Origin of the sequence: Winogradskyella sp. (assembly GCF_045105575.1) — a bacterium.
In the GTDB taxonomy this organism is placed as follows: Bacteria; Bacteroidota; Bacteroidia; order Flavobacteriales; family Flavobacteriaceae; genus Winogradskyella.
Genome location: NZ_JBGCDQ010000064.1, coordinates 1 through 23,028 on the forward strand (window position 1 = coordinate 1; position 23,028 = coordinate 23,028).

Genomic DNA, 23,028 nt, shown 5'->3' on the forward strand with positions numbered 1-23,028 from the left:
AGTTAAGAATATCATAAAAAGATAATTCGACCTCGGCCAGTGCGACAGCCCTTTTATGCCAAAACCAAAACACATACTAGTCATTAGGTTTTCAGCCATGGGAGACGTTGCTATGACGATTCCTGTTTTGAGAGCTTTAACCCAACAGTATCCGGAATTAAAAATTACAGTACTTACTAAAGAGTTTTTTAAACCCTTTTTTCGGGATTTAGAGAATGTTGTGGTGTTCTCTGCAGACTTAAAAGGCAGGCATAAAGGTGTTTTAGGACTTTATAAACTCTCAAAGGAACTCAAAACACTACAATTTGATGCTGTAACAGATATACACAATGTATTACGAAGCAAGATTCTGAAAATTTTTTTCTTCGGAAAAAAAGTAGTGCAGCTAGATAAAGGAAGATCAGAAAAAAAGGCACTGACAACAGGAAAACTATTTCGGCAATTAAAAACTACACATCAACGTTATGCTGACGTTTTTGAAGCTTTGGGCTATCCAATCGATCTATTTCATCCTATGTTCCCAAAGCCGAGTCAATTATCCGCAAGGCTTAGTGCGTTTATTTCAAATAAAACATTTAAAACTTTGGCAATTGCTCCGTTTGCGGCTCATCAAAGCAAAATGTATCCCTTAATACAAATGGAAGCGGTGATTTCTGAACTTTCAAAAAACTATAATATCATTTTGTTTGGAGGAGGAGATAAAGAAATTGAAGTTTTAAATCAGTTTGAAATTAAAAATAAAAACGTTTATTCAGTAGCCGGTAAACTTAATTTAGAGGACGAATTGGACCTGATTTCTAATACAGATGGAATGTTGTCAATGGATTCTGGTAATGCACATATTGCAGCGATGCTTGGCAAAAAAGTCATCACTATTTGGGGTGTAACACATCCTTATGCTGGTTTTGCACCTTTCAATCAACCAGATGATTATGCGCTTTTAGCAGATAGAGAACAGTTTCCATTAATACCAACGTCCATTTATGGCAATAAATATCCTGAGAACTATATAAATGCGGCAGGAAGTGTTTTGGCAGATCGTATAGTTACCAAAGTCCAATCCGTTATTTAATGTAAAGCAAAAAATATTTGGTTTTAAAAGCAAAATAATTTGCACGCAAGCGCTTGTCTAGACATCATCATAATCCACAACTACAGAAGCAGATGTAGGATGTGCTTGGCATGTCAAAATTAAACCCTCAGCTATTTCCCCATCAGTCAGAATATTATTTTGTCTCATTTGAGCTTCACCTTCAGTTAGTTTGGCAACGCAACTGCTACAAATACCACCTTGACAAGAATAAGGCGCATCAATATCTTGTTTTAATGCCGCTTCAAGTATGGTCTTTTCTTTTGACATATTAAATTCGAATTCCTCATCATCAAGCAATACTTTGATTTTAGCTTGTCCTGAAGGCACAGCACCAGAAGCATTGGTGTCTGCTTCCACAGATGCTGTAAATAATTCAAATGCAATAGCTTTTTCTTTCACACCATTTTCAATTAATACATCTTTTACAGTATGGATCATCTGTTCTGGTCCACAGAGGTAAAACTTTTCAATCGTTACCCCTTTGTATTTATTCTTTACGATGAGGTTGACCGTGCTTTTTTCAATCCTGCCAAAAATAGCATCGGTTTCTTGGCATTGGCTGTATATAAAATGGGCATGAAAACGATTGCCATACGTTTTATTTAATTCTAGTAAATCAGTCATAAACATAGCATCTGCCAATGTTTTATTTCCGTAAACTAAGATGAAATTACTAAACGGCTCGTCTTCTAAAAGTGTTTTGGCAATGCTTAATATTGGTGTAATTCCACTACCTGCGGCAAAAGCAGCAATGGTTCTGGTTTTTTCTTTATGGGCTTCAAACACAAAACGTCCATTAGGTTCTGCAACGTCTATGCTATCACCTGCTTTTAATTGTGCGTTTGCATAAATAGAAAAGGTACCATTTTCAACTGCTTTTACAGCAACGGTAAGGTTTCCGCTACTTTGCGAAGCACAAATAGAATAATCTCTACGCACTTCTTCGCCATTAATTGCAGTTTTTAAGGTAATGTATTGTCCGGCTTTAAACTGAAATTTATCCTTAAGGTTTTCAGGAATAGCAAAGGTAATCGCAACCGATTGGTCGGTTACTTTAGTAATAGATGCTATAGTGAGTGTATGAAATTGTGACATTGAAATAATTTTTGTGCAAAAATAACTAATCTTATACAGACCTCACAGGTTTTTAAAACCTGTGAGGTCTAAATTTTTCACAAAATCTATACATAAGACTATTATGCATAAGGAAATTATGTATATATTTGTAGTATTATGAGTAATTCAAAATTATACAAAGGGAGTTTAAATACCATTATTTTAAAGTTGTTGAATCAGCACGATAAAATGTATGGTTACGAAATAACCCAAAAGGTAAAAGCACTGACCAAAGGCGAGCTTAATATTACAGAAGGCGCTTTATATCCTGCATTGCACAAGTTAGAAGCGGAAGGTTTGTTAGATGTTGAGGTGGCTAAAGTAGATAACCGATTGCGTAAATATTATAAGCTTACGGAAAGTGGCACCAAAGAAACCGTTAATAAATTAGAAGAATTAGCAGAGTATATTAAAACGATGCAAGCTTTGATGAATCCTAAATTGGCTTAAATATTTTTCTTGTAAATTTTTCGAAACTGTTGAGGTCTTCTAAAACAATAAAAGTTGAATGCTAAAAATCCCGCAAGGTTTCTAAAACCTTGTAGGTATGACACTTAAAAATGAAACTAACCAAAGCCCACATACAATTTATAGACAATTATCTTGAAAATTCAGATATCATTTATGCTGATATCAGAATGGAAATGGTAGATCATGTGGCATCTGATATTGAAGAGCGGATTGACGCTGGCGACCATAGAGATTTTTACTATGTGTTTAAGGATTATATGGTTGAAAATAAAGCAGCATTATTAAATGACAACAAACAATTTTTAAAATCTGCGGATAAAAAAATATGGAAAACATTCATAAAGGAGCTTAAAAGGCCAACAACGTTTTTACTGTTTTTAGGCGCATGCATTGGTTTTTATTTGTTGTATCAAAACTATAGTTTAGAAACGTTTAGAGATTTTACGTCTATCATTCCAATTATTGGTTTTATCGGATTCATTTTAACGTATGGAGTGTATCAAGGGATAAAAGGTAATAAACGATTTTCGGTGGTTGAACGCATAGCCTTTCCGTTTTTTGGGTTTTACCAATTACCTAATATTTTTTTAATTAAGATGAAGGAGGTTAATGGGACAATTGATTTAATCTGGATGATTGGTGGAGCGAGTTTAGCATTCACCTTAATTCTAGTTTTATGCATCATCACTGTAAAATTATACCTCAATTATGAAAGACGTTATAATCAGACTACCTAGAGTTGAAAAACCTCAAAGGTTTCAAAAACCTTTGGGGTTTGATAAAACAATAAAAGTTGAATGCTAAAAATCCTGCAAGGTTTCAAAAAACCTTGTAGGTATGAAATTTCAAAATGAAACTCACTAAAAAACAAATACAATATATAGACAACCACCTCATAAAAAAGGGAATAAAGTACATGGACGTGCGCATGGAACTCATAGACCATCTAAGTTCAGATTTTGAAGACGACGCAAACTACGTGTTGCTTGAAGATTATTTAAACACAAAAGCAAGCTTTATCTCTGAATTTCAAAAAAACAGGCATAGTAAGCTGCATTGGTTTTACCAAAAGCAATTATGGCTTCAATTTTTTAAACATTTTTATACGTTAAAAGGGATTGCTATAACCGCTTTTGTCTTTTTGCTATTACAAATAGGGCTACAAATTTTTGAAATTAAAACAGTTGCCTTTGTAGCCTTGGCTATATCTGGTATAATGAATCTGGGTGCTATGCTTACTCACTTTAAAAAGCGAAAAGCAGTGAATTCCTCGCAATTGTCGCTATTTATTTTTGCAGTAATGTCGTTGCCTGCATTACCATTGTATTTTTATGGACAAATCAATGGATTTATAGAAGGTAATTCATGGGTTTTTATTGGTTTTTGGATGCTTGTTTTATTACTGAATATATCAGGTGCAACAGTTGTATACAGAATGCAACAATATATTATTGACAACTATAATAAATTGATCGCTGCTTGATTTTTGTTTGAAATCAGAATAAATGACAGCAAAGGCATGAGTGATTGAAGCTGGATGATTGATGGAGCGAGTTTAGCATTCATTTTAATTCTGGTTTTATGAATCATCACAATAAAATTATATCACAATTACGAAAGACGTCATAATTAGACTGCCCAGATTTGAAAAACCTCAAAGGTTTCAAAAACCTTTGAGGTTTAATAAAACAACAAAAGTTGAATGCTAAAAATCCTGCAAGGTTTCAAAAACCTTGTAGGTATGAAATTACAAAATGAACCTCACCAAAGAAGAAATAAAATTCATAGATAACTACCTCATAAAAAATGAGGTGAAGTTTTGGGATGTACGTTTAGAACTGTTAGATCATATTGTATCTGCTGTGGAAGATAAAATCACGAATAACGGCATTTCTTTTAACGAAGCTTTACTAGAAGTGCATCGAAGTTTTGGAAACCAATTGATCAAACGAAGTGTTGCAAGACAAGAGGTTTGGACGAAAGGTTTATATCAAAGTAATATAGGGTTCAAAAAATTTACACGTAGAAAACAGCTTGAGTTAGGCAAAGGCTATCGCAGAAAGTTCCTAAAATTATTAAGGACATCTTTTTTGGATTCTAAATTCTATTTAGAATTGATTACATTATCTATCGTCGTTTTTGTAGTATATGGGTTTTCACCCAAAACAGCCGCGATTGCGAGCTTTGCTATTATCTTTATTCCATATCTATATGTCGCTTTTTATGGAATTAAAAATAGCTTTAGCACAAAATCGTTGAGCATCTCAATGTCTGTTAATTTTGTGTTTTTATTCGCAATGATTCCGATAAATGCTTTAAACTTTTTCAACTTAAATAAAGAGGCAAACGAACCTTTGAATTATATGTATTTAGTCGTTTTCTTCGGACTCATGTACATTCCAATTCGTGTGGCAGCAAAATTGTTTCAAGAGGTTTACACTAAAACTAAAGAAAACCATAAAGGGTTAAAGCTATCATGACACTCACAGAAGACCAAATAAAACAACTCTATATCTTCACACAACAACACTATGTGGATTGGTACGATGTGCAAACCGAACTCGTAGATCATTTGGCTAACGGTATTGAAGCACAGTGGCAAACCAACCCAAATCTAAGCTTTGATGCAGCCTTACATCTCGAATTTAAAAAATTTGGTGTCATAGGTTTTAATGATGTTATTGAAGAAAAAACAAAAGCATTAAATAAGCACTATCAATTGTTGCTTTGGCGTTATTTTAAAGGCTATTTTAAATGGCCTAAAATCGTTATCACACTGTTTTTAATTTATGGTTATTTTCAAATTTTAGTGCATATTCCAAACCGTTTTTGGATACTCTTACCTTCAACGGTACTTCTGTTAGTTATTCCTATTTGGGCCATATACAAACAGGCTCAAAGAATTAAACAGATCAAAAAAGACACCAATAAAAAATGGTTGTTCGATAATATTGCTTTACAACTGGGTGGTTTAATTCATTTTATTCAACTCGTAATCCAAGTCGGTTTTTTTAATAGTAATGACAATTGGAGCACCACATTTAGCTTTATCTTCTCTGTAAGTGTTGTGTTATTTGCGCTTGCGCTTTATATTGCCATTTTTATTGTTTCTCCAAAACTCAGAAAAGACATGGCAAAGCAACATCCTGAGTATAAATTTGCATAACTTGTGTAACAAAATGGATTGAAAGTTTACTAACCAATAAATCAACTAAAACCACTATGATAAAACATTTTCTCAATCTCGAATGGAAACAATATTTTCGTTCGTCTTATTGGCAAAAGAATATGGCCATCAATATCTTAATGGTATTTTTAGCCCTTTATTTTGTTGTTATTTTTGTAGGCTTAGGATTCGGCTTGCTTTTTCTTCTAAAGAAAGGGTTTCCTGAACAAGACCCTTTTGTTATTGCTAACAATTATCTGTTTTATTGGATTATTGGAGATTTACTAATGCGTTTCTTTTTACAGAAACTACCAGTAATGAGCGTAAAACCCTTGTTGACGCTACCTATTAAACGTTCAACCGTCGTTAATTTTGTTTTAGGGAAGTCAGCATTGTCATTTTTTAATTTCTTGCCTTTATTTGCCATTATCCCTTTTAGCATTATGTTAATTAGAGATGGTAACGATGCATCCATGGTTTTAACTTGGATGTTAACCATGATTATCGTGGTGCTCATTATTAATTTTCTAAATTTTATTATTGAAGCATTTTCGGCAGAATCAGAATTATCTTTTTTACCAATAATAGGAGTTGTGAGTGTGTTGTTCGCACTAAATTATTTCGAAATTTTACCAATGACCACTTTAATTGGAAGTGCATTTTTGGCGGTTGCTCATAATCCATTATTCATTTTAATTCCAATCGCGATTTTGGCATTATGTTATAAGTTCAACTTTAATATTTTGAAAAGTAAGTTGTATTTAGATAGCTCATTAAAATCTAAAGTGACTGAAGTTGAAGCTTCAGATTTATCTTGGACCAACCGTTTTGGAGATATTGCACCATTTATGCAGTTAGATTTAAAACTGATATGGCGAAATAAACGCACAAAATCAATGGCCATGTTGTTGGTAATTGGTGTGCTTTATGGCTTGTTCTTTTATCCGCAACCGATGTACAGAGAAATGACCTTTATGTCAGCGTTTATTGGCATATTTTCAACAGGTTTTTTTCTTATAAATTTCGGACAATTCATTCCGGCTTGGGATAGTGGTTACTACAAACTATTAATGAGCCAGAATATTAAATACGAGCAATATTTGCGTTCAAAATTCATTTTAATGGTAATGAGCGTTGTCATACTTTTTGTTTTGGGAATTCCTTATGTGTACTTCGGTTATAAAATATTAATAGCACATTTTGCGGCAGCTATTTATAATATCGGAGTCAATACACATGTCATTCTTTGGGGAGGAGCTTTCAACCGTAAAAAAATAGATTTAGATAAAAAAGCAGCATTTAATTATCAAGGTACAGGCGCAGTACAATGGTTAATTGGTATACCATTAATGATTGTACCAATGGGATTATTCGCGCTTATCAATTGGCTTGTCGGTTTTGGTGCTGCTATCGCATTATTAATTAGCCTTGGTATTGCAGGTATTGTTTTTCATAAAAAATTAATGACCATTATTACCAAGAGGTATCTCGATTCAAAATACAAAATGATTGACGCTTTTAGTCAAGATAACTAACACATTAAGATTCATAACATCATGATATATACAAAAGACATTTCAAAATCATATAACGGAACAACAGTTTTAAATATTGAAGAATTAACCATTCCTAAAGGCCAAAGTTTTGGTTTGGTAGGTAATAATGGAGCAGGAAAAACAACCTATTTCAGTTTGCTACTCGATTTAATTAAACCAACAACAGGAAACATTACTAGCAATAATGTTGTGGTTTCAGAAAGTGAAGACTGGAAACCTTTTACAGCCTCTTTTATAGACGAAAGTTTTTTAATCGGTTATTTAACTCCTGAAGAATATTTTTATTTCATTGGTGAATTAAGAGGGCAAAATAAAGCAGATATAGATGCACTAACTTCTAAGTTTGAAGATTTCTTTAATGGAGAAATTATAGGAAAGAAAAAATACCTTAGAGATTTAAGTAAAGGAAACCAAAAGAAAGCAGGCATTGTAGCAGCACTAATTGGTAATCCTGAAGTAATAATTTTAGACGAACCCTTCGCCAACTTAGATCCAACCACACAGATAAGATTAAAGCAAATTATAAAAGATTTAGCCGAAAAACAAGGTGTTACCGTTTTGGTATCTAGTCACGATTTAATGCACGTTACAGACGTGTGCGAACGTATTGTGGTTTTAGAAAAAGGAAATGTAATTAAGGATTTAGAAACCAACCCAGAAACCTTAAAGGAGTTAGAAGCACATTTCGCTGGAGGTGCCATAGTATCGCAAGAGGAAGAGTAGGGACAACTCGAGAGTTGTTCATACCAAGAGTTGTCCACACACGCCGCAATAATAACCGTAGGGACAACTCGCGAGTTGTCCGTACCACAATTCCCGATTAATGCAGCCCAACCATATCAAAAGCGTAATTCCATCAAAATAACCTCTAAAATTCAAAAAGATGTTTATTTTTACCACCTAACACACTAAAAAGGGTGTGTTTCAGTTATCTATTAACCAAATAGAACCAACGTTGAAAATCGCTTATAAAATTATACTCACTTTATGCTGTGTAGCAATGCTTATGCAAAGCTGTTCGCGCAAAAAGGATAAATTTGTTAATCGAGAATTTCATGCTTTAGCTACAAAATACAATGTTAATTTTAATGGTGAGGTTGCGTTAGAACGCGGTAAAGACGCTATTAATAATGAATTTACCGAGAATTTCTGGGAACTCTTGCCTGTAGAACGCATGAATGTCACTGAAGACATCTTTTTACCAGGACAAACTAAAAATGCTGATTTTGAGCGTGCCGAAGAAAAAGCCATTAAGGCTATTCAGGTGCATGGCATGAATATTGGCGGAAAGGAAAAAAATCCGCAAATAGACGAAGCGTATCTGCTCTTAGGAAAAGCACGTTATTTCGATCAACGCTTTGTGCCAGCTATGGCAGCGTTTAATAATATTCTAAATAAATATCCAACAAGCGATAAAATTAATCAGGTTAAAATTTGGCGCGAAAAAACCAATATGCGTTTAGATAATGATGCTATTGCGATTCAAAAACTTAAACGCTTACTGAGAGAAGAAGAACTCGAAGATCAAGATTTAGCAGACGCTACAGCAGCATTAGCGCAGGCTTATCTTAATATAAAATCTAAAGATAGTGCCATTGCGCAACTTTCTATAGCAGCAGAAAACACAACTATTAAAAGAGAAAAAGCACGTTACCATTATATTAAAGGGCAACTTTATAATCAATTTGGCAAAAAAGACAGTGCAAATATTGAGTTCGATGCCATTATAGAGATGCATCGTCAAGTCCCAAGATCATTTTATATCAATGCACATATTGAAAAATCTAAGAATTTCGATGCCGCAAACGGAGATCAACTGCTGTTTGAAGAATATCTCACAGAATTAGAAGAAAACAGAGAAAATAGACCCTTTTTAGATAAAATTTATTACCGCATTGCAGAATATTATCGTGGTAAAGCTTCAGACAGTACTGCAGAGGCTTACTATAACAAATCACTTAGAAAAATTACGTCAGACAAATACTTAAAGTCTTTAAATTACGAAACTTTAGGAAACATGTATTTTGATAAAAATGTCTATAAAACCGCTGGTGCTTATTACGATAGTACAATGACGGCTATGGTAAAAAACACCAAAGCGTTTAGAGTTATAAAAAAGAAGCGTGAAAATCTTGATGATGTCATTTATTACGAAGGTATTGCACAAACTAACGATAGTATTTTAAGAATGGTGAGCCTTCCAAAGGCAGAGCAATTAGCCATCTATACAAAATTTGCCGAAGCGCAACGATTAAGGGCCTTAGCGGAAAAAGAGCAGCAAGAAAAAGATTTACAAAACCAACAAAACCAAGCGTCACCTATGGTGAGTGTAGATATTAAAAACTCTAGAGGTTTTGGAGGGCCTCCAGGAGCTTCTAAAGGTGTTCCAAATCCTTTAAGAAATGGAGGAAGAGGTAATAGTAGTTTTTATTTCTATAATCCAACAACCGTGGCTTATGGTAAAGGTGAGTTTTTAAAAATTTGGGGAGAACGAAAACTTCAAGATAATTGGAGACATTCAACTGAACGTGCTGCTTTAACTAATACAACAACAGAAGATACTATTACTGTGGCTGCTGTAGATGAGCGTTTTAATCCTGAAATTTATTTAGCATCACTACCAACAAAACAGAGTGCTATTGATAGCTTGGCTAAAGAACGCAACTTCGCCTATTATCAACTCGGAATTATTTACAAGGAAAAGTTTAAAGAATTTGAATTGGCAAAAACAAAGCTCGAAAAACTCTTGCAAAACAATCCTGAAGACCGTTTAATTTTACCTTCCAAATATAATTTATATCGCCTTTATGTTGAATTGGGTTTAAACCAAAAGGCAGAAGCGATGAAGGCAGCGATTATTAGTGAGTATCCAGATTCGCGTTATGCCGAAATTCTATTAAATCCGCAATCAGAATTATCTAAAGACGAAAATAGTCCAGAAGCCATTTACACCAAGCTTTACAAACAGTTTGAAAATGAAGAATATGCAGCCGTAATTTCTCAAGCTGAGGTGCAGATTAAACGCTTAGAAGGAGATGATTATGTGCCAAAGTTTGAAATTTTAAAAGCATCAGCAAAAGGACGACTTTACGGATTTGAAGCTTACAAAGAAGGCATCGATTATATTGCTTTAACGTATGCTAATACTGTAGAAGGAAAAAAGGCAGAAGAAATTATTAAAGAGGCGTTTCCTGTGTTATCAAAAAAAGAATTTGTTGCAGATGATAAAGCCGAAAAGTTTAATGTCATTTTTCAATTCGATAATAACTTAGGAGAAGATAGAGAAGCATTTATAAAAATATTAGACGAAGAAGTGGCTAAGATAGATTACTTTGATTTAACAACGTCAGAAGACTTCTACGATGAAAACACTACCTTTGTTGTGGTACATGGTCTAAAAAGCATACAAGGTGCCAGTGGTTTTGTTGAGCTTCTTAAAAGTGAAGGTAAAGATAAAAGAGGACGTAAAATAAAACCTAAAATTACACGACCGTATTTTGCGATTTCGTCACCAAATTATGCGATTATTCAAAGGCATAAAAACCTAAATGCATATTTAGAATTACAGTAACTTAAAACCAAATCATTATGTTTTCTTCAGATAACAAAAAACCTAAAAACCAAGCAACCATGGAAGCAAGCACACAGCAGAATATTATAGCACAAGGCACAAAAATTGTAGGAGATATAGCAAGTCAAGGGCCTTTTAGAATTGACGGAACTGTAGAAGGTAACGTTAAAACTTCTGGTAAAATCGTTGTTGGCAAATCGGGCTTTATTAAAGGAACTTTACAAGGTGAAAATGCCGATTTTGAAGGTAAGTTTTCTGGAAAACTTATTCTATCAGGAACCTTATCACTTAAATCTACGGCACATATTGAAGGTGAGGTACACATCACCAAACTTGCTGTAGAACCAGGCGCAACCTTCAATGCTACTTGTAGTATGAAAGGTACTGTAAAATCTCTATCTAATGAGCCAAGACAACCACAAGCCCAAAGCGCCCAAAGTAAATAAAAGCAACATTAATTCATATGCTCGTTTTTCTAGCATAGCCTTACAAATGTTGGCAATTATTGGAGTTGGGACGTTTATTGGCATAAAGCTAGATGAATATTATCCTAACGCTTACGACACGTATACTATAGTATTGGCTTTAGTTTCTGTAATTCTGTCAATGGTCTATGTTATAAGGCGTATTATTGCAAGCTCAAATGACAATTAGTAATCATGGAAGATTTTAAAAAGAGGCAAATCACATTTCTTTTGCAGTTGGTTGGTATTACGGTATTATTATTCGGAATTCACAGTTATTTCTTTTTTTATTTTGCTACAGATACGGTTTTATTCTTTCCTATTTGGCATACGTACACCTTCCATTTTGGAGTAACGCTAATTATGTATACCGTTATTAATTATTTATTTTCTTCAGGAAAAAAAGATATTTTTAATTTGTTTATGGGAATGACACTTTCTAAGATGATATTAGCCATCTTATTTTTATTGCCTTTAATTCTGTCCGATTTTGAAAACAAAGTGCCAGATGTTTTTAATTTTTTCATTCCTTATTTTATGTATTTATTCTTTGAGGTTTTTAGTTTGGTAAAATTTCTTCAGAAATCATAAAATAGTATTTTAGAAGTCCTATGAATCAGTGGTTTTAGTCGATAAAGTGTTCTCGGAAATTATACCCAAATTATTGTTTGTCAATTCATTTAATGTCCGTACATTTGCACGGAATTTAAAGTAAGGTATTCTAAAGCCGTAAAGAATGACATTTAACACCTTTAAACGTATAGTATTTAGCATTCTATTTTTATCAGTATGTAACTTTAGCTTTGCTAAAGATTCTAATGATAAGGATGCTGACAAAGAGTTTGATGCAAAAGAAATGATTATGCATCACGTAAAAGATGCATACGGAATGCATTTATTCGATATTAATGGCAAGGCCATTTCAATTCCTCTACCTGTTTTATTGTACACAGATAATGGTTTAGTAACGTTTTCTTCTTCGGAATTTCATCACGATTATAATGGTGAGGTCATCGTAGAAAAGAACGGTCAGCGTTTTGTAAATGTGCACGAAAAAGTTTACATTTTAGATGAAGGCGCTACACAAGTTACTTACGATGCAGAGCATCATCCTACCAACGCACACAGACCAACTTTCGATTTTTCAATTACAAGGAACGTATTTATGATGTGGGTTTCTGTAGCTGTTTTATTGTTAATCTTTTTAAGTGCTGGTCGTTATTATAAGAAAAGACAAGATAATGTGCCTAAAGGTATCGCTAGTTTCGTAGAGCCACTTGTGGTTTTTGTTAGAGATGAAATTGGTAAACCTATGATCGGTGAGCATAAGTACAAGAAATTTATGCCGTATTTATTAACGGTATTTTTCTTTATCTGGATCAATAATATATTTGGATTAATCCCAATATTAAATGGTGCCAACTTAAGTGGTAATATCGCCTTTACGTTTGCCTTAGCTTTCTGTACTTTTATAATTACAACATTTAGCGGAAACAAAAATTACTGGAAACATATTTTCTGGATGCCAGGTGTACCAGTAGCCATGAAAATATTCTTAATGCCTATTGAGATTGTAGGGATGTTTGTAAAGCCTGTATCGTTAATGATTCGTTTGTTTGCAAATATTACAGCTGGTCACATTATTATTTTAGCATTAATGTCGCTGATCTTCATTTTTGAAACAGTTATGGTAGCACCAGTTTCTGTGGCGTTCTCATTATTTATTGGAATCATAGAAATCGTTGTTACGGCAATACAAGCTTACATATTTACCGTGTTATCTGCGCTATATTTTGGTATGGCAACAGAAGAAGCACATCATTAAACTTAATATTATTAATTTAAATTTTATATTATGACTATTACAGGAATCGCAGCGATTGGAGCTGGTTTAGCAGCAATTGGAGCTGGAATGGGAATTGGAAGAATCGGTGGATCTGCTATGGATGCTATGGCACGTCAACCAGAAATTCAAGGAAAAATTCAAACTTCAGCACTTATCTTAGCAGCCTTCGTAGAAGCAGTTGCTTTATTTGGTGTTGTTGCAGCATTAATCGTCTGATAGATGATTAGTTAAGATTACAGAAGTAGCGGTTGGCTGCTTCTGTAATTTTTATCAGTCTTTTTTATGTTTTAGTAATAAAGAATAAAATTTAAGTTATAACAGAAATACAATACTATGGATTTAATTAAACCAGAATTCGGACTTATATTTTGGTCGCTAATAACCTTTGTAATATTACTTATAGTATTAAGGAAATTTGCATGGAAACCAATTTTAGGCGCAGTTGAAGAAAGAGAGGAAGGCATTAAAACTGCTTTAGCTTCTGCTGAAGGCGCGCGTAAGGAGATGGAAAATCTTAAGGCAGATAACGAACGTATTTTACAAGAAGCACGTAATGAACGTGAAGCTATGTTAAAAGATGCTCGTGAAATTAGAGAGCAAACTATTGCTAAAGCCGAAACAGAAGCGCAAGACAAAGCCAATAAAATCATAGAGAAAGCGCAATTGGCAATAGAAAGCGAAAAGAAAGCAGCAATGGCAGAATTAAAAAGTCATGTGGCAGGTTTATCTTTAGAAATTGCGGAAAAAGTAGTGCGTAACGAATTATCTAACAAAGACAAGCAATTGAAATTGGTTGAAGATATGTTAGGTGAAGCAACTTTAAACTAATAATAATATGTCAGGATCAAGAGCAGCCATTAGATACGCTAAAGCCGTTTTTAGTTTAGCAACAGATCAGAAATCTGCTGATGCCGTAAATAGTGATATGAAATCGATCACTAATGCTATTGCACACAGTGACGATTTAAATCAGATGCTTCAAAGTCCTGTGGTAAAATCTTCTGATAAGAAAGCAGTGCTGTTGGCAATATTTAAAGATGCAAATGTCACTACAAGCAATCTTATTGATACATTAATTGCCAATAAGCGATTACCTTTATTAAATAATGTAGCGCAAAGTTATGTGCAGTTATTTGATGAATCTAGAGGAAGCCAAGTAGCGTCGGTTACTACAGCAATACCTTTAACGGATGATTTGAAAACGAAAGTTTTAGCAAAAGTTAAAGAGCTTACAGGTAAAGATGCAGAAGTAGAAAATATTATTGATGAAAGCATTTTAGGTGGTTTCATATTACGAGTGGGAGATATTCAGTACAACGCTAGTATTTCAAATAAACTCGATAAATTAAAAAGAGAATTTACATTAAATTAAAAATGTTAGTTTGGTCACTGAGCGTAGTCGAAGTGAGCGTCTAATATCTAATATCTAAATAAAGATGGCAGAAGTAAAACCAGCTGAAATATCAGCAATCTTAAAACAACAACTTTCAGGCTTTGAGGCAGGTGCTTCATTAGACGAAGTAGGAACCGTATTAACTGTAGGTGATGGTATTGTACGTGCTTACGGATTAGCTAATGTGCAATATGGCGAATTAGTAGAATTCGATGGTGGTGCAGAAGGTATTGTATTGAATCTTGAAGAAGATAATGTAGGTATTGTACTTTTAGGAACTTCAGTAGGAGTAAAAGAAGGTTCTACGGTAAAGCGTACTGAGCGTATCGCATCTGTGAAAGTAGGTGAAGGTATTGTTGGTAGAGTTGTAGATACTTTAGGTAACCCAATTGATGGTAAAGGGCCAATCACTGGAGAAACTTATGAGATGCCTTTAGAGCGTAAAGCACCTGGTGTTATCTACAGAGAGCCAGTAACTGAGCCATTACAAACTGGTATTAAAGCAATTGATGCTATGATTCCTGTAGGTAGAGGACAACGTGAGTTGGTCATTGGTGACCGTCAAACTGGTAAAACGGCCGTTTGTATTGATACCATTATAAACCAAAAAGAATTTTACGATGCAGGCGAGCCTGTATATTGTATATATGTTGCTGTAGGTCAAAAAGCCTCAACAGTAGCTTTAATTGCTAAAAACTTAGAAGAAAAAGGAGCGTTAGCTTACACAACTATAGTGGCTGCAAATGCATCAGATCCTGCTGCAATGCAAGTATATGCACCTTTTACAGGAGCATCAATTGGTGAGTATTTTAGAGATACTGGAAGACCAGCTTTAATTGTTTTTGATGATTTATCAAAACAAGCCGTTGCTTACCGTGAGGTATCTTTATTATTAAGACGTCCTCCAGGACGTGAGGCTTATCCTGGTGATGTATTTTATTTACACTCAAGATTATTAGAGCGTTCTGCAAAGGTGATTAATAACGATGCCATCGCTAAAGAAATGAACGATTTACCAGATTCGCTTAAGCCAATTGTAAAAGGTGGTGGTTCATTAACAGCATTGCCAATTATTGAAACGCAAGCAGGTGACGTATCAGCATATATTCCTACCAACGTAATTTCTATTACAGATGGTCAGATTTTCTTAGATGGTGATTTATTTAACTCTGGTGTTCGTCCGGCAATTAACGTAGGTATTTCTGTATCGCGTGTTGGTGGTAACGCACAGATTAAATCTATGAAGAAAGTCTCTGGAACATTAAAATTAGATCAAGCACAGTACCGTGAATTAGAAGCGTTTGCTAAGTTTGGTTCAGATTTAGATGCCGTGACTTTAAACGTTATTAACAAAGGAAAGCGTAATGTTGAAATTTTGAAACAAGCACAAAACGATCCTTTTAGAGTTGAAGATCAAGTAGCTATCATTTATGCAGGTTCTAAAAACTTGTTAAGAGATGTGCCAGTTGAGAAGGTAAGAGAATTTCAAACGGATTACTTAGAATTTTTAAAAGCAAAGCACAGTGATGTGTTAAGTACTTTAAAAGCAGGTAAATTAACGGATGAGGTGATTGATACGCTTACAAGTGTAGCAAAAGAGCTTTCTGGGAAGTATAGAGCATAAAAGCCCCTTTAATTCCCCAGAGGGAAAAAATAGGGTTCTAGAAAATAGTTAACTAATTAAAGTCCTTTCCCGTTGGAAAGGATTTAGGATAGGCTTTAATTATGGCAAATTTAAAAGAAATACGTAACAGAATATCATCAGTGTCATCAACGATGCAGATTACTAGTGCCATGAAAATGGTATCAGCTGCTAAGTTAAAGAAAGCACAAGATGCTATTACGGCAATGCGTCCTTATTCTAATAAGTTGACTGAATTGCTGCAGAGTTTAAGTGCAACTTTAGATGCAGATTCTGGAAGTAAATTTGCAGAGCAACGTGAGGTGAAAAATGTGTTGGTCGTTGCTATAACATCTAACAGAGGGTTGTGCGGTGCGTTTAATTCTAATATTATTAAGCAAACTAACATCTTAATTAATGATAGATATGCTGATAAAAATGTATCCGTATTAGCAATTGGTAAAAAAGCGAATGACGCCTTTGTAAAGCAGAATAGAGTGATTGCTAATAAAAGCGAAATCTTTGATGATTTAACGTTTGATAACGTTGCTGAAATTGCAGAAATGCTCATGGAAAAGTTTGTAGCAGGTGAATTTGATAAAATTGAATTGGTCTACAACAACTTTAAGAATGCAGCGACTCAAATTATAATGACAGAGCAGTTTTTGCCTATTGTACCAGTTGAAGGTGATGCCAATGTGAATTTAGATTATATTTTTGAACCTTCTAAATTAGAAATTGTAGAAGAATTAATTCCGAAGTCATTAAAGACACAATTATATAAAGGGATTAGAGATTCTTTTGCATCTGAACATGGTGCACGTATGACTGCCATGCATAAAGCAACAGATAATGCAACAGAGTTAAGAGATCAGTTGAAATTAACCTATAACAAAGCACGTCAAGCAGCAATTACTAATGAAATCTTAGAGATTGTTGGTGGTGCTGAGGCTTTAAATAATTAATAAAAAAACACACTCTGTTACACTAAGTGTAGTCGAAGTGTCTTATTTATAGACACGCTATAGTATAAAACCTAACTTTTACCAGTTAGGTTTTTTTATGCAGTTTCTTTTCTAAGTCTTATATTTATAACATGAAAGTAGTCAAAATCGTCTTAAGTTCTAGTTTAGCCCTATTCTTACTATTATTAACCTGTATCCAATGCACCAGCATGCCCAAATTACAAAAAGAATCACCAACAGATATTACGAACTCATATTATCAAAAATGGAACGCAGGAATCCAAGAAGGTGGTTCTGGGATCGATCTTTATATAGAAACTAAAGACACTTTAGTAGTCTTAGATAGTGTGTTTTTTCGTGGTTATGTTGGAAAACTAAAACGCGACCCAAGCAATAATAAATTATTCATCGCACGATTCAAGACTATTACAAAAGCGTCAGAATCCGATTCTAAATGGTCGTTTCAAATTGAAAATACGGAATGTGTAGTAGGTTATCTGTTAGAATCTAAAACACGATACTTTAAAATTTCAGACCTCAAACAACAAAGAACTTTAAACTATCCAATAGCCCCTTCCAATAAATAAATTGTAATACATTTCTTTCGTGAATTACCGTTTATCGAATAAATAATACACTTTATGGTGTTTTTTAATTTTTTGTGTATATTGCCAGCCCAAATCGTAACCTACAAAAAAAATGAAACGACTAAAAAGGGCATGCCATGCCATAGTTTTAATTGTTCTGTTTTCTTTAACTTTTCAATGCGCAAGTTTTAAAAGAAATCATATACCTACAGTTACCGAATCTTTTGAAGTTAAGACGGTCGCATTTCAAGAATGGCATACTGGTGTTAATGGAGAAGGTACTGGTCTAAATGTTTTTGTTCCTATCATAAACAAAAGCAATCACGTCACAATAGACAGTATCTATTTCAGGAATAGAAAAGGACAACTCGTTCGTAATTATAGCAGATATACGGCAGTATTAAAAAATGATTCACCTAAACATACCTTTGATAATTCAGGCAAAGATGACGCGTATCCATTTGCCTTAACAGATAATGAATGTGCGATTCGATATCTAGAAAATGGTGAAGTTAAATACCTTAAAGTGACCGACGTCATTAAAAAAGATCGTATTTTTTATGAAACAGGACCTCCTTTAACGTATCAAAGACGACGCGAAGCTATGATCATCTCTGAAGAGCCATCAAAGCTAAAGACAATACCTATATTTCAAGAGTCTACATCATTTAAAGTTAAAACCATAGCCTTCCAAGATTGGTACGCTGGTATTAAGGTAGGAGGTACTGGTATTAACGTTTTTGTTCCCGTAGTCAATAAAGGTGAACATATTAAAATAGATAGTGTTTACTTTAGAAATCTTAAAGGAAAGCTTGTGTCTAGTCATGGCAGATACACTGCGGTTTTAAAAAATAAGTCACCAAATTACACCTTTACAATAGCAAAAAAGGATGATGATTTCCCTTTTACACTCGGTATCAACGAATGTGCTATCAGCTATATTGAAAACGGTGAGGTAAAATATCTTAAGGTGTCTGATCTTACCGAAAAACGAGGAGTATATTACGAAAACGGTCCTCCGCCAATTTACAAGAGAGTAGCACGAGAGGTGATGATTGCTTCTAATGAATGAGTGGTTAGTCCATAATCTATGTAGTTTCAATTTTGATGAGACAATGCGTATTTCATCGATAAAATAAGTTTTTGAGCAGGGCAAATACCTTTTTTATATATCTTACCTGCCCAAACCTTAACCTACATAATTATGAAACTACTACAAAAGGCAACTTATGCCATAGTTTTTGCTTTTATCTATACCTTTTCTGTGCCATGTGAAGGTCAAAAAAAAGGCACATTTACAACAGTTTTTGAAGCGCAATTACCCTTTAAAGTCAAACCTATATCCTTTCAAGAATGGTACGCAGGTATTAAAGTTGGTGGCACAGGAATAAACATATTTGTGCCTTTAACTGATATCGCTGAAAATGTTGAAATTGACCGTGTTTATTTTAGAAACCTTTCAGGAATTTTAAATCAGAAAGATGGTAAATTCTTCGCGACACTTAAAAGCGAGTCACGCCGTTACACATTTAAAAAATCTGAAGCACCAGCAGATTTCCCGTTTACATTAAAAGATGACGAATGTGTTGTCAGTTATATTGAAGAAGGGGTTACAAAATATCTTAAGATAGCAGCTGTCACTGAATTTGCAGGTATTTATTATGAAAATGGACCTCCATCAATTTACACAGACCGATCTGATACTGACATTGCAACATTAGATAGCGATGATGACGATGACTAACATAGTATAATTTGAAAGAGTAAAACAAGCCTTGCTAATTAGTGAGGCTTTTTTCTATTAAGATTAATTGTTTAGGGAGTTGAGTTTAGCTACTATTAATTTAATACTTTTGAATTTTCCTGTAAATCATAACCTTGAGCGGATTCAAATCACTTTTTAAACAAACATTTATCTATGGTTTAGCCACAGTGCTACCACGAATGTTGGGTTTTATTTTGGTGCCATTGTACACAAATCCAAATGTTTTATCGGTTGAAGAATATGGTCGTGTATCTTTTATATTCGCCTATTTTGTGCTTTTTAATGTGGTCTTAGCTTATGGAATGGAAACCGCCTTTTTCCGTTTTTTTAATAAAGAAGAAAGCCAAGAGACCGTAACCAGTACCTCTGCAATTTCATTGATACTAAGTTCTTTTGCTTTAATGGGAATTGCGTTTTTGTTCAGACATCAAATATCTGCATTAATTAATATAGAACTCAAGTACCTCAATTTAGTTTTTGTTATTCTGCTGTTAGATGCTTTGGTAATCATACCATTTTCATGGTTACGTGCAACAGCAAAACCAATGACATATGCCATAATAAAAATAATAAATGTTGCCGTTAATTTAGGGTTGAGTATCTTTTTCTTATTGTATTTAAAAGATTTAGCAGATAGTAGTTCCGTATTTAATAGTATTTATAAACCAGATTTTGAAATCAGTTATATTTTCATTTCAAATCTAATAGCGAGTGGACTTACCTTACTGTTATTATTGCCATTCTACAGTAAAATTAAGTTGAAGTTCGATACTGTATTATGGAAAAGAATGATGCGCTACGCCATGCCAGTGCTCATTGCAGGCATTGCCTTTTCTATCAACGAAACTTTTGATCGTATTCTATTAGAAAAATTACTACCAGACGATATTGCAGACCAACAAATAGGTATGTATTCTGCTTGCTATAAGCTTGCACTATTTATGACGCTTTTTGCAACGGCATTTCGCTTAGGTATTGAGCCTTACTTTTTTAGCCATTCTAAAGCTGAAAACCCACAAAAAAACTACGCTAAAATTCTAGAATACTTTGTGGCTTTCGGATCGGTTATTTTATTAACGGTTGTGATTTTTGCAGACCTTATAAAACCTTATATCATCCAAAGTGAAGCCTATTATGAAGCCATGTGGATTGTGCCTTTTATTCTACTAGCTAATTTCTGTTTAGGTATTTATCACAACCTTTCGGTTTGGTACAAAATAACAGATCGCACTAAATTTGGCGCGTACATTTCCATAGTTGGTGCTATTGTAACACTGCTTTTAAATTATATGTTGATTCCTATTATCGGTTTTAAAGGTTCCGCAATAGCAACACTCTCGGCTTACGGTATTATGATGATGTTGTCATTTTATTTCGGAAGGCTGTACTATCCTATCCCTTATAATTTCAAAAAAATAGGACTCTATTTCGGATTGTCAATACTATGTTCTATGATGTATTTCTACGTATTTAGAGGTAATTATTTTATAGGAATTACAATGTTAATTGTATTTTTGGGATTAGTTATTCTGTTGGAAAAGAATCAACTAAAACAAGTTTTAAAAAGCTAATTGTAATGTCGCCTTGAGCACTCCTGATAGTTATCGGAACGAAAGGTCTTTTTACTTAAAAAAAATGAAAATTAAAATCATAAATAAATCAAGACATCATTTACCACACTACGAAACTATAGCGTCTGCAGGTATGGATTTACGCGCCAGTTTAACGGAATCTAGAATTTTAAAACCCTTAGAACGTACTATAGTTGGTACAGGTTTATTCATAGAATTACCAATTGGCACTGAAGCGCAAGTAAGACCTCGAAGTGGCTTAGCAGCAAAAAAAGGAATCACAGTATTAAATGCGCCAGGCACTATAGATGCAGATTACAGAGGTGAAATCGGTGTAATTTTAGTTAATCTGTCTAACGAAGATTTTACCATTAATAATGGAGAACGCATTGCACAATTAGTGATTGCAAAACATGAACGTGCGGAATGGCAGGAAACCGAAGTTTTATCTAATACCGATAGAGGTTCTGGAGGTTTTGGGAGCACAGGAGTGAAGTAATAAGCCCCTTTAATTCCCCAGGGGGGAAGTGCAAAATGTAAATGTTTTGTTACGTATTTTTGCTAATGTTAGTTAATAAAAACAAAGTTTAATTATAAAATAGAAAAGTCCTTTCCTTTGGAAAGGATTTAGGATAGGCCTATGAAAATAATAGTACCAATGGCAGGCAGAGGATCTCGCCTAAGACCACATAGTTTAACCGTACCAAAACCATTAATTCCAGTTGCAGGTAAACCGATAGTACATCGTTTGGTAAAGGATATTGCAAAAGTTTTAAAACAACCCATCGAAGAAATTGCCTTTGTTTTAGGTGATCCAGCATTTTTTGGTGATGAGGTGGTGACTAGTTTAACCGAACTTGCAGAAGGTCTAGGTGCCAAAGCATCTATTTACAGACAAGATCAACCATTAGGCACAGGTCACGCCATTATGAGTGCAAAACCATCATTATCTGGTCCTGCGGTAATTGCTTATGCAGATACACTAATTAGAGCAGAATTCGATTTAGATCCAACCGCAGATAGTGTCATATGGACAAAGCACGTTGCTAATCCAGAAGCCTATGGTGTGGTAAAATTAAATGACGATCATAACATTGTTGAGCTCGTAGAAAAGCCAGAAAGCTTTGTGAGCGATCAGGCAGTCATTGGTATTTATTACTTTAAAGACGTAGCTGTTTTAAAAGAAAAATTACAAGAGATATTAGACGAAAACATTATGAATGGCGGAGAATACCAAATTAATGATGGTATTAAACGCATGATGGCTGATGGACGTATTTTTAAAACAGGTTCTGTAGATGAGTGGATGGATTGCGGAAACAAAGCCGTAACCCTAGAAACCAATGCAAGAATGTTGGGCTTCTTAACAGCAGATAATGAAGAACAATTAATACACGATTCCGTCGTTTTAGAAAACTCAAAAGTGATTGCACCTTGTTATATTGGTAAAGGCACTATTTTGAAAAACACAACCGTTGGACCACATGTATCCATTGGAAAAGATTGTGTCATTGAAAACGTAACCGTTAAAAATAGCCTAATACAAAACCAAAGCACTATTAAAAACGCTAATTTAGACGAAGCAATGATTGGAAACCATGTAACGTATAATGGTGAGTTTACTAAGATTAGTATTGGCGATTACACTGTGATAGAATAACAAATTCCTTCATCTTTGTCCAACATAATTTTACCGAAGTTGAAAAGTATGAAACCGAAGATTCAGGTTTGCTAACCTCATTTTAAGTTTGGAACAACTTTTGAAAACGTATTGTCACCTTGAGCATTGGTTGAAAATGAAAATATATTTTCATTGAAAGCACTTTGCAAAACAAATCGAAAG

25 protein-coding genes are annotated in these 23,028 nt (G+C 34.1%); 24 read left to right on the forward strand and 1 reads right to left on the reverse strand.

Going from position 1 to position 23,028, the window contains the following annotated elements:
* The first annotated feature begins 55 nt into the window (after window positions 1-55).
* On the forward strand, window positions 56-1,072 hold the full coding sequence (locus tag AB8B52_RS13860) for a glycosyltransferase family 9 protein (RefSeq protein WP_406029134.1): 1,017 nt from the start codon (window positions 56-58) through the stop codon (window positions 1,070-1,072).
* 57 nt (window positions 1,073-1,129) lie between these two features.
* Here AB8B52_RS13860 and AB8B52_RS13865 read toward each other — a convergent pair whose 3' ends face one another.
* The gene (locus tag AB8B52_RS13865) at window positions 1,130-2,188 is read right to left on the reverse strand and encodes a 2Fe-2S iron-sulfur cluster-binding protein (RefSeq protein ID WP_406029136.1); all 1,059 of its coding nucleotides are present in this window, start codon (window positions 2,186-2,188) and stop codon (window positions 1,130-1,132) included.
* 138 nt (window positions 2,189-2,326) lie between these two features.
* Here AB8B52_RS13865 and AB8B52_RS13870 point away from each other — a divergent pair, with 138 nt between their 5' ends.
* The 23 genes from AB8B52_RS13870 (at window position 2,327) to AB8B52_RS13980 (ending at window position 22,845) form a co-directional block, all read left to right on the forward strand.
* Entirely contained in the window at window positions 2,327-2,659 is a 333-nt protein-coding gene (locus AB8B52_RS13870; RefSeq protein WP_406029138.1) for a PadR family transcriptional regulator, read from the forward strand.
* Window positions 2,660-2,769: 110 nt separating this feature from the next.
* Window positions 2,770-3,417 (forward strand): hypothetical protein, encoded by a 648-nt coding sequence (locus AB8B52_RS13875; protein ID WP_406029140.1) that lies wholly within the window; start codon window positions 2,770-2,772, stop codon window positions 3,415-3,417.
* 113 nt (window positions 3,418-3,530) lie between these two features.
* A complete protein-coding gene (locus AB8B52_RS13880; RefSeq protein ID WP_406029142.1) occupies window positions 3,531-4,163 on the forward strand; it encodes a hypothetical protein in 633 nt (210 codons plus the stop codon).
* Window positions 4,164-4,434: 271 nt separating this feature from the next.
* Window positions 4,435-5,160, forward strand: a complete 726-nt coding sequence (locus tag AB8B52_RS13885) for a hypothetical protein (RefSeq protein WP_406029144.1) — start codon at window positions 4,435-4,437, stop codon at window positions 5,158-5,160.
* Complete coding sequence (locus AB8B52_RS13890; protein WP_406029146.1) at window positions 5,157-5,846, forward strand: hypothetical protein; 690 nt, start codon at window positions 5,157-5,159, stop codon at window positions 5,844-5,846. Before AB8B52_RS13885 ends, AB8B52_RS13890 begins: the two co-directional genes overlap by 4 nt.
* A 56-nt stretch (window positions 5,847-5,902) precedes the next feature.
* Entirely contained in the window at window positions 5,903-7,381 is a 1,479-nt protein-coding gene (locus AB8B52_RS13895) for a DUF5687 family protein (RefSeq protein ID WP_406029148.1), read from the forward strand.
* 21 nt (window positions 7,382-7,402) lie between these two features.
* Window positions 7,403-8,125, forward strand: a complete 723-nt coding sequence (locus AB8B52_RS13900) for an ABC transporter ATP-binding protein (protein ID WP_406029150.1) — start codon at window positions 7,403-7,405, stop codon at window positions 8,123-8,125.
* 283 nt (window positions 8,126-8,408) lie between these two features.
* On the forward strand, window positions 8,409-10,973 hold the full coding sequence (locus AB8B52_RS13905) for a tetratricopeptide repeat protein (protein ID WP_406029152.1): 2,565 nt from the start codon (window positions 8,409-8,411) through the stop codon (window positions 10,971-10,973).
* Window positions 10,974-10,990: 17 nt separating this feature from the next.
* Window positions 10,991-11,419 (forward strand): polymer-forming cytoskeletal protein, encoded by a 429-nt coding sequence (locus AB8B52_RS13910; protein ID WP_406029154.1) that lies wholly within the window; start codon window positions 10,991-10,993, stop codon window positions 11,417-11,419.
* Complete coding sequence (locus AB8B52_RS13915; RefSeq protein ID WP_406029156.1) at window positions 11,376-11,627, forward strand: AtpZ/AtpI family protein; 252 nt, start codon at window positions 11,376-11,378, stop codon at window positions 11,625-11,627. The genes AB8B52_RS13910 and AB8B52_RS13915 overlap by 44 nt, the downstream gene beginning before the upstream one ends.
* A 5-nt stretch (window positions 11,628-11,632) precedes the next feature.
* The gene (locus AB8B52_RS13920) at window positions 11,633-12,028 is read left to right on the forward strand and encodes a hypothetical protein (protein WP_406029158.1); all 396 of its coding nucleotides are present in this window, start codon (window positions 11,633-11,635) and stop codon (window positions 12,026-12,028) included.
* Window positions 12,029-12,173: 145 nt separating this feature from the next.
* On the forward strand, window positions 12,174-13,262 hold the full coding sequence (gene atpB / locus AB8B52_RS13925) for a F0F1 ATP synthase subunit A (RefSeq protein WP_406029160.1): 1,089 nt from the start codon (window positions 12,174-12,176) through the stop codon (window positions 13,260-13,262).
* A 30-nt stretch (window positions 13,263-13,292) separates the two neighbouring features.
* Window positions 13,293-13,499, forward strand: coding sequence for an ATP synthase F0 subunit C (atpE, locus tag AB8B52_RS13930; protein ID WP_007647348.1), 207 nt, complete (start codon window positions 13,293-13,295; stop codon window positions 13,497-13,499).
* A gap of 117 nt (window positions 13,500-13,616) precedes the next feature.
* Complete coding sequence (locus tag AB8B52_RS13935; protein ID WP_406029163.1) at window positions 13,617-14,111, forward strand: F0F1 ATP synthase subunit B; 495 nt, start codon at window positions 13,617-13,619, stop codon at window positions 14,109-14,111.
* A 7-nt stretch (window positions 14,112-14,118) separates the two neighbouring features.
* Window positions 14,119-14,655, forward strand: coding sequence for an ATP synthase F1 subunit delta (gene atpH, locus AB8B52_RS13940; RefSeq protein WP_406029165.1), 537 nt, complete (start codon window positions 14,119-14,121; stop codon window positions 14,653-14,655).
* A gap of 64 nt (window positions 14,656-14,719) precedes the next feature.
* On the forward strand, window positions 14,720-16,300 hold the full coding sequence (gene atpA / locus AB8B52_RS13945) for a F0F1 ATP synthase subunit alpha (protein ID WP_406029167.1): 1,581 nt from the start codon (window positions 14,720-14,722) through the stop codon (window positions 16,298-16,300).
* A gap of 101 nt (window positions 16,301-16,401) precedes the next feature.
* Window positions 16,402-17,262 carry an ATP synthase F1 subunit gamma gene (atpG, locus tag AB8B52_RS13950; RefSeq protein ID WP_406029168.1) on the forward strand — a complete coding sequence of 287 codons (861 nt, stop codon included), beginning with the start codon at window positions 16,402-16,404 and terminating at the stop codon, window positions 17,260-17,262.
* Window positions 17,263-17,393: 131 nt separating this feature from the next.
* Window positions 17,394-17,849 carry a hypothetical protein gene (locus AB8B52_RS13955; protein ID WP_406029170.1) on the forward strand — a complete coding sequence of 152 codons (456 nt, stop codon included), beginning with the start codon at window positions 17,394-17,396 and terminating at the stop codon, window positions 17,847-17,849.
* A 112-nt stretch (window positions 17,850-17,961) separates the two neighbouring features.
* Complete coding sequence (locus tag AB8B52_RS13960) at window positions 17,962-18,921, forward strand: hypothetical protein (RefSeq protein WP_406029172.1); 960 nt, start codon at window positions 17,962-17,964, stop codon at window positions 18,919-18,921.
* A 132-nt stretch (window positions 18,922-19,053) separates the two neighbouring features.
* Complete coding sequence (locus tag AB8B52_RS13965; RefSeq protein ID WP_406029174.1) at window positions 19,054-19,593, forward strand: hypothetical protein; 540 nt, start codon at window positions 19,054-19,056, stop codon at window positions 19,591-19,593.
* 134 nt (window positions 19,594-19,727) lie between these two features.
* Window positions 19,728-21,185 (forward strand): oligosaccharide flippase family protein, encoded by a 1,458-nt coding sequence (locus AB8B52_RS13970; protein WP_406029176.1) that lies wholly within the window; start codon window positions 19,728-19,730, stop codon window positions 21,183-21,185.
* A gap of 64 nt (window positions 21,186-21,249) precedes the next feature.
* A complete protein-coding gene (dut, locus tag AB8B52_RS13975) occupies window positions 21,250-21,684 on the forward strand; it encodes a dUTP diphosphatase (RefSeq protein ID WP_406029178.1) in 435 nt (144 codons plus the stop codon).
* 141 nt (window positions 21,685-21,825) lie between these two features.
* Entirely contained in the window at window positions 21,826-22,845 is a 1,020-nt protein-coding gene (locus AB8B52_RS13980; protein ID WP_406029180.1) for a sugar phosphate nucleotidyltransferase, read from the forward strand.
* The last annotated feature ends 183 nt before the right edge of the window (window positions 22,846-23,028 follow it).

Bases quoted from the DNA above. Each gene is read 5' to 3' on its own strand.
- AB8B52_RS13965 (WP_406029174.1), top strand. From the start codon at position 19,054: ATGAAACTACTACAAAAGGCAACTTATGCCATAGTTTTTGCTTTTATC.
- AB8B52_RS13935 (WP_406029163.1), top strand. From the start codon at position 13,617: ATGGATTTAATTAAACCAGAATTCGGACTTATATTTTGGTCGCTAATA.
- AB8B52_RS13895 (WP_406029148.1), top strand. From the start codon at position 5,903: ATGATAAAACATTTTCTCAATCTCGAATGGAAACAATATTTTCGTTCG.
- AB8B52_RS13870 (WP_406029138.1), top strand. From the start codon at position 2,327: ATGAGTAATTCAAAATTATACAAAGGGAGTTTAAATACCATTATTTTA.
- AB8B52_RS13910 (WP_406029154.1), top strand. From the start codon at position 10,991: ATGTTTTCTTCAGATAACAAAAAACCTAAAAACCAAGCAACCATGGAA.
- atpA (WP_406029167.1), top strand. From the start codon at position 14,720: ATGGCAGAAGTAAAACCAGCTGAAATATCAGCAATCTTAAAACAACAA.
- dut (WP_406029178.1), top strand. From the start codon at position 21,250: ATGAAAATTAAAATCATAAATAAATCAAGACATCATTTACCACACTAC.
- atpB (WP_406029160.1), top strand. From the start codon at position 12,174: ATGACATTTAACACCTTTAAACGTATAGTATTTAGCATTCTATTTTTA.
- AB8B52_RS13875 (WP_406029140.1), top strand. From the start codon at position 2,770: ATGAAACTAACCAAAGCCCACATACAATTTATAGACAATTATCTTGAA.
- AB8B52_RS13915 (WP_406029156.1), top strand. From the start codon at position 11,376: ATGAGCCAAGACAACCACAAGCCCAAAGCGCCCAAAGTAAATAAAAGC.
- atpH (WP_406029165.1), top strand. From the start codon at position 14,119: ATGTCAGGATCAAGAGCAGCCATTAGATACGCTAAAGCCGTTTTTAGT.
- AB8B52_RS13880 (WP_406029142.1), top strand. From the start codon at position 3,531: ATGAAACTCACTAAAAAACAAATACAATATATAGACAACCACCTCATA.
- AB8B52_RS13860 (WP_406029134.1), top strand. From the start codon at position 56: ATGCCAAAACCAAAACACATACTAGTCATTAGGTTTTCAGCCATGGGA.
- AB8B52_RS13885 (WP_406029144.1), top strand. From the start codon at position 4,435: ATGAACCTCACCAAAGAAGAAATAAAATTCATAGATAACTACCTCATA.
- atpE (WP_007647348.1), top strand. From the start codon at position 13,293: ATGACTATTACAGGAATCGCAGCGATTGGAGCTGGTTTAGCAGCAATT.
- AB8B52_RS13865 (WP_406029136.1), bottom strand. From the start codon at position 2,188: ATGTCACAATTTCATACACTCACTATAGCATCTATTACTAAAGTAACC.
- AB8B52_RS13960 (WP_406029172.1), top strand. From the start codon at position 17,962: ATGAAACGACTAAAAAGGGCATGCCATGCCATAGTTTTAATTGTTCTG.
- AB8B52_RS13890 (WP_406029146.1), top strand. From the start codon at position 5,157: ATGACACTCACAGAAGACCAAATAAAACAACTCTATATCTTCACACAA.
- AB8B52_RS13955 (WP_406029170.1), top strand. From the start codon at position 17,394: ATGAAAGTAGTCAAAATCGTCTTAAGTTCTAGTTTAGCCCTATTCTTA.
- AB8B52_RS13900 (WP_406029150.1), top strand. From the start codon at position 7,403: ATGATATATACAAAAGACATTTCAAAATCATATAACGGAACAACAGTT.
- AB8B52_RS13980 (WP_406029180.1), top strand. From the start codon at position 21,826: ATGAAAATAATAGTACCAATGGCAGGCAGAGGATCTCGCCTAAGACCA.
- atpG (WP_406029168.1), top strand. From the start codon at position 16,402: ATGGCAAATTTAAAAGAAATACGTAACAGAATATCATCAGTGTCATCA.
- AB8B52_RS13905 (WP_406029152.1), top strand. From the start codon at position 8,409: ATGCAAAGCTGTTCGCGCAAAAAGGATAAATTTGTTAATCGAGAATTT.
- AB8B52_RS13920 (WP_406029158.1), top strand. From the start codon at position 11,633: ATGGAAGATTTTAAAAAGAGGCAAATCACATTTCTTTTGCAGTTGGTT.